This window comes from Nocardia sp. NPDC004123 (genome assembly GCF_053603795.1).
In genome coordinates, this window is the sequence record NZ_JBSGGG010000009.1 from 30,984 (window position 1) to 42,471 (window position 11,488).

At 69.0% G+C, this 11,488-nt stretch carries 9 protein-coding genes; 5 read left to right on the forward strand and 4 right to left on the reverse strand.

All coding sequences use genetic code 11. The features are described 5' to 3' along the window. Window positions 1-43: 43 nt before the first annotated feature. Complete coding sequence (locus ACWEQQ_RS14555) at window positions 44-1,291, reverse strand: adenosylmethionine--8-amino-7-oxononanoate transaminase (RefSeq protein WP_452348706.1); 1,248 nt, start codon at window positions 1,289-1,291, stop codon at window positions 44-46. A 194-nt stretch (window positions 1,292-1,485) separates the two neighbouring features. On the opposite strand from ACWEQQ_RS14555, the gene ACWEQQ_RS14560 reads away from it, so the two are divergent. The 3 genes from ACWEQQ_RS14560 to treY are packed head-to-tail and all read left to right on the forward strand — an operon-like array spanning window position 1,486 to window position 6,999. Continuing rightward, on the forward strand, window positions 1,486-2,457 hold the full coding sequence (locus tag ACWEQQ_RS14560) for a bifunctional helix-turn-helix transcriptional regulator/GNAT family N-acetyltransferase (RefSeq protein ID WP_452348566.1): 972 nt from the start codon (window positions 1,486-1,488) through the stop codon (window positions 2,455-2,457). A 10-nt stretch (window positions 2,458-2,467) separates the two neighbouring features. Beyond that, on the forward strand, window positions 2,468-4,579 hold the full coding sequence (glgX, locus tag ACWEQQ_RS14565) for a glycogen debranching protein GlgX (protein WP_452348567.1): 2,112 nt from the start codon (window positions 2,468-2,470) through the stop codon (window positions 4,577-4,579). 11 nt (window positions 4,580-4,590) lie between these two features. Continuing rightward, window positions 4,591-6,999 (forward strand): malto-oligosyltrehalose synthase, encoded by a 2,409-nt coding sequence (gene treY / locus ACWEQQ_RS14570; RefSeq protein WP_452348568.1) that lies wholly within the window; start codon window positions 4,591-4,593, stop codon window positions 6,997-6,999. A 12-nt stretch (window positions 7,000-7,011) separates the two neighbouring features. On the opposite strand, the gene ACWEQQ_RS14575 is transcribed toward treY, so the two are convergent. Then, on the reverse strand, window positions 7,012-8,184 hold the full coding sequence (locus ACWEQQ_RS14575; protein ID WP_452341095.1) for a DUF2235 domain-containing protein: 1,173 nt from the start codon (window positions 8,182-8,184) through the stop codon (window positions 7,012-7,014). A 188-nt stretch (window positions 8,185-8,372) separates the two neighbouring features. Here ACWEQQ_RS14575 and ACWEQQ_RS14580 point away from each other — a divergent pair, with 188 nt between their 5' ends. Continuing rightward, on the forward strand, window positions 8,373-9,050 hold the full coding sequence (locus tag ACWEQQ_RS14580) for a response regulator transcription factor (RefSeq protein ID WP_364616058.1): 678 nt from the start codon (window positions 8,373-8,375) through the stop codon (window positions 9,048-9,050). Between the two features lie 65 nt (window positions 9,051-9,115). Here ACWEQQ_RS14580 and ilvA read toward each other — a convergent pair whose 3' ends face one another. Both ilvA and ACWEQQ_RS14590 read right to left on the reverse strand, forming a co-directional pair. Next, complete coding sequence (ilvA, locus tag ACWEQQ_RS14585; protein WP_452341218.1) at window positions 9,116-10,453, reverse strand: threonine ammonia-lyase IlvA; 1,338 nt, start codon at window positions 10,451-10,453, stop codon at window positions 9,116-9,118. A gap of 142 nt (window positions 10,454-10,595) precedes the next feature. Beyond that, complete coding sequence (locus ACWEQQ_RS14590; protein WP_452341093.1) at window positions 10,596-11,033, reverse strand: nitroreductase family deazaflavin-dependent oxidoreductase; 438 nt, start codon at window positions 11,031-11,033, stop codon at window positions 10,596-10,598. Window positions 11,034-11,119: 86 nt separating this feature from the next. Between ACWEQQ_RS14590 and ACWEQQ_RS14595 the strand changes: the two genes are divergently transcribed. Then, window positions 11,120-11,344 (forward strand): hypothetical protein, encoded by a 225-nt coding sequence (locus tag ACWEQQ_RS14595; protein ID WP_452348569.1) that lies wholly within the window; start codon window positions 11,120-11,122, stop codon window positions 11,342-11,344. Window positions 11,345-11,488 lie beyond the last annotated feature (144 nt).

Genomic DNA, 11,488 nt, shown 5'->3' on the forward strand with positions numbered 1-11,488 from the left:
GCTCTGTTTCAGAGGTATTTCGACCGGAGCGCGAATCCGGTGGTCAGACGGCTGCGGCGGCGCACATGGCGGCGGCTATGCGTCGGACGTCGCCGGGGGTGCTGATGAAGGGCGGCATGCAGTAGATGAGGTTGCGGAAGGGGCGTAGCCAGACGCCGGATTCGACTGCGGCGTGGGTGGTTTTGCGCATGTCCACTGGGCGGTTCAGTTCGATGACGCCGATCGCGCCGAGGGTGCGGACATCGGTGACGGCGGGGAGGTCACGGGCGGGGGCCAGGCCCTCGGCGAGGCCGGCGTGGATGTCGCGGACCTCGCGCTGCCAGTCGCGCGAGAGCAGCAGTTCGATCGAGGCCACCGCGACCGCGCAGGCGAGGGGGTTGCCCATGAAGGTCGGGCCGTGCATGAGGCCGCCGTGCGAGCGGCTGATGGTTTCGGCGATCTCGGTGGTGCACAGCGCGGCGGCCAGGCTCATGTAGCCGCCGGTGATGGCCTTGCCCACACACATGACGTCGGGCCGGACACCCGCATGCTCGGCGGCGAAAAGTGTTCCGGTGCGGCCGAATCCGGTGGCGATCTCGTCGAACACCAGCAGGACGTCGTGCTCGTCGCACAGCCGGCGCAGATCGGCCAGGTAGCGCGGATCGTGGAAGCGCATGCCGCCCGCGCCCTGCACCACGGGTTCCACGATGACCGCGGCCAATTCGTGCGCGTGCGCGGCGAGGGTCCACTCCAGGTCCGAGACATATTGCGGCTCATAGGCTTCCGGCGGCGGGCCCGCGAAGATCTGCGGGACCAGGACATCGGTCCACAGCGAGTGCATGCCGCCCTCGGGATCGCAGACGCTCATGGGGGTGAAGGTGTCGCCGTGGTAGCCGCCGCGCCAGGTCATCAGCCGGTGCTTCTCCGGCCGCCCCAGCGCCCGCTGGTACTGCAGGCACATCTTCACCGCGACCTCCACCGACACCGAGCCGGAGTCGCAGAGGAAGACCTTGTCCAGGCCCTCGGGCGTGAGCTCGACCAGCAGCTGCGACAGCCGCACCGCCGGCTCGTGGGTCAGCCCGCCGAACATGACGTGGCTCATCTTCCGCGACTGGGCGAGCAGGGCGGCGTCCAGCACCGGGTGCTGATACCCGTGCACGGCGGCCCACCAGGAGCTCATGCCGTCCACCAGTTCCCGGCCGTCGGCCAGGGTGAGCCGGGTGCCGGACGCGGAGGCGACCACCAGCGGCGCGGTGGTGGCCGGGAAACCACCGTAGGGATGCCACACGTGGGCGGCGTCGATCGCGGCGATCTCGCCGGAGGGCTGCGCCCCGACAGGCTCGGTCGGTGCCGCAACAGTTTCGGCGAGTGCCGCAACAGGCTCGGTCGATGCCACGAGAAGTCCTTCGAGGAGCGGGCTTGAACGGCGTTCAAGTTACCACGAACCCGGACACCCACCGGCACCCCCGGCGTATTCTTTGACTCGGTCAAAGGATTGGAGCCGGCATGGCCGTCGAGACGACCGATCGCCCGGTCGAGGCACAGCACATCGCCGCCGTCCGCGCCTTCAACCGGCGCTACACCCGCATCATCGGAGTCCTGCAGGGCGAGATGCTCGGCACCGAGTACTCGCTCACCGAGGGCAGAATCCTGTTCGAGCTGGCCCATTTCGGGGCCACCGAGGTGGTGGACCTGCGGCTGGCCCTGGATCTGGACCCGGGATACCTGAGCCGCATCCTGGCCCGGTTCGAAGAACGCGGCCTGGTCGCCCGCCGCCGATCCGACGCCGACGGCCGGCGGCAGGTGGTGGAGCTGACCGAGGCGGGCCGGGCGGCCTTCACGGTGCTGGACCAGCGCACCCAGGACCAGATCGGGGATCTGCTGGTCCCGCACTCCCCGGTGGTGCGCACCCGGTTGGTCGGGGCCATGCGGACCATCGAGCAGATCCTCGACACCGACTCCGAGCCGGACCCCGCCGGCGTGATCCTGCGCGAACCCCGGCCCGGCGACCACGGCTGGGTGATCGCCCGCAATGCCGTGCTCTACGCCGAGGAGTACGGCTGGAACGCCGAATACGAGGCGCTGGCCGCCTCCATCGTCGCGAACTGGCTGAGTTCCCATGACCCGCAACGGGAGCGGGCCTGGATCGCCGAATACGAGGGCAGTCCGGTCGGCTGCGTCTACTGCATGCGCGAGGACGACACCACCGCCCGGCTGCGACTGCTGCTGGTGGAACCGTCCGCCCGCGGGCTCGGCGTGGGCAGCGCACTGGTCGGCGAATGCCTGCGCTTCGCCACCGCGGCGGGATACACCGAGATGGTGCTCTGGACCAACAGCGTGCTGGACTCCGCGCGCCACATCTACCAGCGCGCCGGATTCGAACTGGTGGAATCGAATCCGCACCACAGCTTCGGCGTCGATCTGGTCGGGCAGACCTGGCGACGGGGACTCGGCGGGGAGGACGATCCGGCCCGCTAGGGTCTGGATCATGCCTCCCGCGACTCCCGGCACCACCGCGCTCGGTGTCTGGCCGGGGACCGCCTATCCGCTGGGCGCGACCTACGACGGCGCCGGAACGAACTTCTCGGTGTTCTCCGAGGTGGCCCGGCGGGTGGAACTGTGCCTGATCGACGCGGACCACCGCGAGACCCGGGTGCCGCTCGACGAGGTGGACGGCTATGTCTGGCATGCCTATCTGCCCGGCGTCGGGCCCGGGCAGCGATACGGTTTCCGGGTGCACGGCGGCTTCGATCCGGAGCGGGGGCTGCGCTGCGATCCCAGCAAGCTGCTGCTGGACCCGTACGGCAAGGCGTTCGAGGGCGATTTCGGGACCGCCACCGCGCCCTACAACTTCGGGCAGAACTCGCTCGGGCACACCATGACCGGGGTGGTCATCAACCCGTACTTCGACTGGGCCCACGATCGCGCGCCGAGACGGCCGTACCACGAGACCGTCATCTACGAGGCGCACGTGAAGGGCATGACCGTCACGCATCCGGACGTGCCGCCGGAACTGCGCGGCACCTTCGCGGGCATGGCGCATCCGGCGATTCTCGAACACCTGCGGGGGCTGGGCGTGACGGCCGTGGAACTCATGCCGGTACACCAGTACCTCGACGACCGCATTCTGCTGGACCGGGGACTGCGGAATTACTGGGGCTACAACAGCTTCGGCTATTTCGCGCCGCATCGCGGCTATGCCGCGGGCTCCTCCCCCGCCGCCGCGGTCACCGAATTCAAGACCATGGTGCGCGCCTTCCACGCCGCCGGTATCGAGGTGATCCTCGACGTGGTCTACAACCACACCGCCGAGGGCAATGAATTCGGGCCGACCATCAGCTTCCGCGGCATCGACAATGCCGCGTATTACCGCCTGGTGGACGATGATCCGCAGCATTACATGGATTACACGGGCACCGGCAACAGCTTCAACATGCGCCACCCGCACGCCCTGCAACTGATCATGGATTCGCTGCGCTACTGGATCCTCGACATGCGCGTGGACGGATTCCGCTTCGACCTGGCGGCCACCCTGGCCCGCGAATTGCACGATGTGGACCGGCTTTCCACCTTCTTCGACCTGGTGCACCAGGATCCGGTGGTGAGCCAGGTGAAGCTCATCGCCGAACCCTGGGATGTCGGCGAGGGCGGCTATCAGGTCGGCAATTTCCCGGTGGCCTGGACCGAATGGAACGGCAAATACCGTGACACCGTGCGGGATTACTGGCGCGGGCAGCCGGCGACACTGGGCGAGTTCGCCTCCCGGCTCACCGGGTCCTCGGATCTGTACGAGGCAACCGGCCGCCGGCCCAGCGCCAGCATCAATTTCGTGACCGCGCACGACGGATTCACGCTGGCGGATCTGGTGTCCTACAACGAGAAACACAACGACGCCAATGGCGAGGGCAATCACGACGGCGAGAACTACAACCGCTCCTGGAACTGCGGCGTCGAGGGCCCGACCGAGGATCCGGAGATCCTGGCCCTGCGCGCGCGGCAATCCCGTAATCTGCTCGCCACCCTGATGCTCTCCCAGGGCACCCCGATGCTGTTGCACGGCGACGAATTCGGCCGCACCCAGCGCGGCAACAACAATGTCTACTGTCAGGATTCACCGCTGTCGTGGATGGACTGGACGTTCATGGACACCAATGCCGATCTGCTCGAATTCACCAGGCGCGTGGTCGCGCTGCGCGCCGCGCACCCGGTGTTCCGGCGGCGCCGCTTCTTCGATCCGGCGCCCGATCCCGATGATCTCGGCGATATCGCCTGGTTCACCCCCGGCGGCGCGGCCATGACCGACACCGACTGGGAGACCGGCTTCGCCCGCTCGCTGGCGGTGTTCCTCAATGGCGACGGCATCAACGAGCCGGGCCCGCGCGGGCAACGCATCGCCGACGACTCGTTCCTGCTGTGCTTCAACGCGCACGACCAAGCCCTGGATTTCGCCCTCCCCGACGCCCGGCACGGTAATGCCTGGTCGGTCGCCCTGGACTGCGCCACGCCCACCGGCCGCCCCGCCGCCGACACCGTCCTCCCCGCTGCGGCAACGGTGCAAGTGCCCGCACGCTGTCTACTCGTGCTGCGCCGTACGGCATGATCGATACCGCCATGACCAGCTCGCCCGAACACCTCACCGGACCCATCGCCCGGCAGACGCCCGTGCGCAGCACCTACCGCCTGCAGCTGCGGCCCGACGCGCTCACCTTCACCGACGCGCGCGCCATCGCCGAATACCTGCAGCAACTGGGCATTTCACATCTGTACCTGTCGCCCGTCATGACCGCGACCCGCGGCTCCACCCACGGCTACGATGTCACCGACCCGACCACGGTGTCGGCCGCGCTGGGCGGGCCGACCGGGCTCAAGGCCCTGGCCGACGAGGTGCGCAGCCGCGGCATGGGACTCATCGTCGATCTGGTGCCCAACCATGTGGCGGTGGCCGATCCGCGGCAGAACCAGTGGTGGTGGGATGTGCTGCGGCAGGGCAAGAAGTCCAAGTACGCCACCTGGTTTGATATCGACTGGACGCCGGGCAATGGCGCGGGCGGGCGCATCGCGCTGCCGGTGCTGGCCGGGGAGAACGATCCGGCGGCGCTGACCGTCGACCGCTCCGGGCCCGAACCGATGCTGGCACTGCACGATCTGCGCTTCCCCATCGCGCCCGGCACCGACGGCGAGAACGCGCTGCGCATTCACGACAAGCAGCACTACCGCCTGGTCAACTGGAAGTCGGGGCTGTGCGGATACCGCCGCTACTTCACCGTGGGCGGGCTGGCCGCCATCCGGCAGGAGGAGCCGGCGGTCTTCGAGGCCACCCATCGGGAGCTGGCCGCCTGGTGCGAGCACGACCTCATCGACGGTGTGCGCGTGGATCATCCCGACGGACTGGCCCAGCCCGCCGAGTACCTGCGGCGGCTGCGCCAGCTCATCGGTCCGCAGCGGCTGCTGCTGGTGGAGAAGGTGCTCTCCAATCGTGAACCGCTCGACGCCACCCTGCCCATCGACGGCACCACCGGCTACGACTCCCTCGCCGACATCGGCGGCGTGCTCATCGACCCGGACGGCGAGAAACAGCTCACCGACCTGTCGCGGCAGTTCACCGGGCACGGCAGCGACCGGGCCTGGTTCACCGAGCAGGAACACCGGATTCGCCGCGCCGTCGCCGAGACCATGCTGGTGCCCGAGGTGCGGCGGCTGGTGGCCGCGGTCAAGCGGGACGCCCGCGCCGACGCCTTCGACACCATGGCGCTCACCAATGCCGCCATCGAGGTGCTGTCGTTCATGCCGGTCTACCGCACCGACTACGCGCCGCTGGCGGGCATGGTCGGGGCCGTCGTCGCCGAGGTGGCACGGCGCAACGCCGAGCTGACCGCGCCGCTGCAGGTGCTGGTGACCGCGCTGGCCACCGGCGGCGAGGCCGCCACCCGCTTCCACCAGGTGGGCGGGGCGATGAGCGCGAAAGCCGTGGAGGACACCATGTTCTACCGCGCCGCGCGGCTGGTGTCGCTGCAGGAGATGGGCGCGGACCCGGCCCGCTTCGGCTGCTCGCCCATCGAGTTCCACCTCGCCAATGCCGAACGCGCGCAACGCTGGCCGGCCGGCATGACCGCGCTGTCCACCCACGACACCAAGCGCGGCGAGGACGTGCGCGCCCGCATCGGCATGCTCTCGCAAGTGCCCGACATCTGGGCGCGCTCGGTCAGCACCTGGGAGGAGATCGCACCCGGACCCGACGGCGCGACCACACTGTTCCTGCTGCAGAACATGTTCGGGGTGTGGCCCGCCGACGGCCGCCCCGCCGCGACCGTGCCCGGGCTGCGCGAGCGGCTACATCAGTTCGCGGAGAAGGCGGTTCGCGAGGCCGGCACCCAATCCTCCTGGGAGGAACCGGATGTCGAGTTCGAGACGGCGGTGCACCGCTGGATCGACACCGTCATCGACGGACCGGTCGGCGCCGAACTGGGTGAGTTCGTGGCCGATCTGGCCGGCCACGCCTGGACCGACGCGCTGGCGCAGAAGCTGCTGCAACTGTGCGGCCCCGGCATCCCGGACATCTACCAGGGCTGCGAGCTGTGGGAGGACTCGCTCGTCGATCCCGACAACCGCCGCCCGGTGGACTTCACCCACCGTTCCCTGCTGCTGCAATCCCTCACCGGCACACCGGATCTCGACCCGACCGGTGCGGTCAAGATGTGGATCGTGGCGTACGCGCTGTGGCTGCGCCGCGAACGCCCCGACTGCTTCGTCGGCGGCGCCTACATCCCGCTGTTCGCGGCGGGCGACCGCGCCCAGCACCTGCTCTCCTACGCCCGCGGCCGCACCGGGGAGACCCCCGAGGTGATCGTGGCCGTCACCCGGCACAGCATCCGGCTGGACGAGGCGGGCGGCTGGGCCGACACGGTGCTGGATCTGCCGCAGGGACACTGGACCGACCGGCTCACCGGCCACACCTTCTCCGGGCGCGCGCGGCTGGAGAAGCTGTTCGCCCGGCTGCCGGTGGCCCTGCTGGTGCGCTGAGCGGCCGGCCGATCAGGCGGCGGATGCTTCCGGACCGCCGCCCGCGCCGTCACCGGCGGCGCGCGGCACCTGGTCGACGGGCTCGATGAGATCCGGCGGCACCGGACCGCCCCGATGCTCGCACCAGCGGTGAATATTGGCCGGGCGGTAGCCCTTCCGGTCCGGGACGCTGGCGGCCAGGAAACTGTCCTGGTCCTCGGGCTGCAGCAGCTTGCGCCAGGAATCCCAGTAGAAGCGCGGGCTGCGCCAGCCGGTCGCCAGGCGGGCGTAGTTCAGCACCCGAAAACCCAGGCTCAGCGAATCGTGCAGATGCGTGGCGTCGAACGGGCAGCTGCTGAGCAGGGTGTCGAGGCGGTCGTGATCGAAGGCCAGTCCCTCGGCCTCGGCCTCGGCGATCATCCAGCGCAGGGTGATGTCGGACAGCCCGCAGTCGGCGTAGCCGCCGCCGATGTCGCTGTGCACGCCCTCGAACCAAACCTGCTTCACCCGGTCGGGACGGTTGTAGAGCTCGCGCTGATCGGCGGGAATCTCCCACAGGCAGGGCGCGAAGGCGCGCCGCCGCTCGTCGATGGCCAGGGCCTGACGCGCGCACAGCACGATGCGCGAGAGCCGCACATCGTGGAAGCTGTGCAGCCACGAGGTGATACCCGGGACGCCCATCGCGCCCACGGTGTCGAAGACGCCGAGGAAGTTGATGACCGGCCTCTCGGGGTGGCAGTTCGCGGCGCGGAAGGCCGCCCACTCCGGCGGATCCGGATCGTCGGGGTTCTTCTTGCGGGTCTTGTAGATCTCCAGCGCCTTCGGGTACTTACCCCCGATGATGGCCTCGTAGGTCAGGATTCCGAGCCGGTTGATCATCCCCGCGAGGCTGCGGGCGGTGTACGCGCCGCGGCTGAAGCCGAAGATGTAGATCTCGTCCCCGGGCTCCCAGTTCAGGGCCAGCTGCCAGTAGGCGGCCGACAGATTGGCCTCCAGGCCCAGACCGAACGCGCCGCCCAGCACCTTGTCGGACATGAAGCCGCGCGAGCCCGGACCCGAGACATAGTTGATGCGCTGACCGACGGACTTCCCCTCCTTGTCCGTCCCGGTCAGCTTGACCGCTTCCGCGATCTTCACGATGTTCGACACCGTCGAGCTCGACTCGGCCTTCCAGGTGCCGTCACAACACACGACCAGCCTTTTCATGAACGTCAGCCTCCCTCCCCGACCGTTCGGTTTCACGCGTAGTGAACTACCCGATCATCGCGCCCGGGCCACGCGGTCGTTAACCCCGGCGCGTGCCCCACAAGTACCCCGCCCCGCGGCGTTAACGTCCCGCGCTCGCCCGGCGATCGCTCACGATTCGTTCACGATCCCTGTGGCACGGTGGCGGCATGTCCGACGATGGAGTGAGCGCCCGCAGCGTATGTGTCCTGGTGTGCGAGGACGACGAGCGGCTGGGCGAGCGGGTCGCGGACGGACTGCGGGCGGCCGGATTCATCGTCGATCTGACCCGCAATCTCACCGACGCCGCCGAGCAGTGCGGGGTGCGGATCTACGACTGCCTCATCGTGGACCGCGGGCTACCCGACGGCGACGGACTGGAACTGGTACGGCGGCAACGGGAATCGGGTGATCGCACCCCCGCATTGCTGATCACCGCGCGCGACAGCCCGGCCGATCGCCGCGAGGGCTACGCGGGCGGCGCGGACGACTATCTGGCCAAACCGTTCTCGCTGGGCGAGCTCGCAGCGCGGGTGCGGGCGCTGTGCTCGCCCCGGCGCTCGCCGCACTCGCCCGTGCTCACCATCGGGGATCTGGTGGTGGACCGAATACGCCGGCGGGTGCGCCGCAGCGGAATCCTGCTGACCATGACCACCCGCGAATTCTGCGCGCTGGAACTGCTGGCCGCGCGCGCCGGAACCCTCGTCACCCCGGCCGAGATCGCCGCCTTCTGCAGCGATTCCACCTCGACCGCGGGCGTGGACGAGGTGATCACCCGGCTGGACCGCAAGCTCGGCCGGCCGCGGATCATTCACAGCTCGGCGGCGGGATACCTCCTGCACGCCTGAAAGCCCCACCGGGGCAACCGGACCCGTGTGACCCGAGCGAGGGGTCGGATCACACGGGTCACCGGTCAGGTCAGGTACCGGTAGGCGGGCGAGTTCGGATCCAGCCGCTCACACTGGATCGGCGACTTGTCCATCCGCTCGAGCAACGGTTCCAGGCCCGCCGGGGTGCCCAGTTCGATACCGACCAGGGCGGCGCCGGTTTCGCGGTTGTTGCGCTTGACGTACTCGAACACGGTGATGTCGTCATCGGGGCCCAGGACTTCGTCCAGGAAGCGGCGCAGCGCGCCGGGCTCCTGCGGGAAGTCCACCAGGAAATAGTGCTTCAGGCCCTGATGCACCAGCGAACGCTCGATGACCTCGCCGTACCGGGAGACATCGTTGTTGCCGCCCGAGAGCAGCACCACCACCGTCGCACCCGGCTCGATCTCGACCTCGCGCAGCACCGCCGTCGCGAGCGCGCCCGCCGGCTCGGCGACGATGCCCTCGTTCTGGTACAGCTCCAGCATGGCGGTGCAGATGGCACCCTCGTCCACGTGCATCATGCGGAAAGATCCTGCGCCCGAACCGGTTTCGGTGCTCGTCAGCAGGGGCAGCGAGGCATGCGAGCGGACCTGGCCGCCGAAGCGCACCACCGCCTGGTAGCCGACCCCGCCGACCCGGCGCACGGCGGCGCCGTCCACGAACGGGTCGATCTCGGGCAGCGTCACCGGGCCGCCGGCCACCAGCGCGGCCGTCATGGACGCCGCGCCCGTCGGCTCCACCGCGAGAATCGCGGAGTGCGGCGACCGCTCCCGCAGATAGGTGGCGATACCCGCCAGGCAGCCACCGCCACCCACCGGAACCACCACCAGATCGGGCTCGCGGCCGAGCTGTTCGAGGAATTCGGCGGCGATGGTGCCCTGACCGGCCGCGGTGCGCGGATCGTCGAAGGGCGGGACCATGGTCGCCCCGGTGCGCTTCACATCGTCGGCGGCGGCCGCGGCGGCCGCGTCGAAGGTGTCGCCGACCGCGATGAGTTCCACGAATTCGCCGCCGTGGACGCGGATTCGGTCGCGCTTCTGCTTCGGGGTGGTGGTGGGCACGTAGATGCGGCCCGTGACGCCCATGGCCTTACACGCGAAAGCCACGCCCTGCGCGTGGTTCCCGGCGCTGGCGGTGACCACGCCGGCGGCCTTCTCGGCGTCGGTCAGCTGCACCATGAGGTTGTAGGCGCCGCGCAGCTTGTAGGAGCGAACGGCGGTGAGGTCCTCCCGCTTGAGGTAGACCTCGGCCCCGGTCAGCGCCGACAGCCGCGGAATCCGTTGCAGCGGCGTCGGCTCGATAATGTCCGAAATTCGCTTCGCGGCCGCATCGATCTCGTCCGCTGTCAACTCGGGCAGCGAACCGGACACTCTCTCGGCGATAACAAGCGGATCAGACACCCGAACATGCTAGCTGGGAGCATGCGGCGGGCCTGCGGCAGCGCCACGAAAAGGTCCCGGTCACCTCGGACCGGGACCTTCTCTCACCGACCGCCGCGCTTCCCGGTGATACGGCGGGCGGCGCTCAGGGGCGCGGGGTGAGGACGAACAGCGGGATCTGACGGTCGGTCTTCTTCTGGTATTCGGCGTAGTCGGGCCACACCTCGACGGCCCGCTTCCACCAGAGGGCCTTCTCGTCGCCGGTGACCTCGCGGGCGTCGTAGTCCTTGACCGCGTCCCGGTCGCGCAGTTCCACATGCGGATCGGCCTTGACGTTCCAGTACCAGACCGGATGCTTGGGCGCGCCGCCCAGAGAGGCGACCACCGCGTACTCGCCATCGTGCTCGACCCGCATGAGCGGGGTCTTGCGGAGCTTGCCGGACTTGTTGCCGCGGGTGGTCAGCAGGATGATCGGCACACCTTGCAGGAGGTTGGCCTCCGCGCCCCCGGAGTTCTCGTACTGCTCGGCCTGTTCTCGCGACCAGTCGGACGGGCTGGGTTCGTACTCTCCGATAAGTGGCATGAACTGGGTAACCATCCACAATCATGTGTTGTTCCCGACAGAGGTTTCGGTTGCCCGAACTTTGGATCACCGTCTACCCTTACCGTATGGCAGTGGTTCACCCTACGGACACCGAGCAGCCCGGCTCGCACGCTTCCGTGGACATCGCCGGGACGGCATGGCCGGTCTACAAGCTGGAAGCCTTGTTCGCCGGTGTGGTGGTCTGCCTGACACTCGCCCTGATCACCGGATCGGTGCAGGCCGCGGTGCTCGGCGCGACAGTGATCGCCGCGTTGCGCTGGATCATCGGCGGGGCGCGCAGCCTCCGCTGATCCGGACCTTCCGGTTCCCGGACCCAGCAGTCCACGTTCGGCAGCTTCACCCTCGGTAATCGCGACGAGTCCGTCAGTCGCATCGTCAGCGATCCCACCCGGCTGTGACAACACGTGTGCCCCCTCGGTGAGACGAGGGGGCAC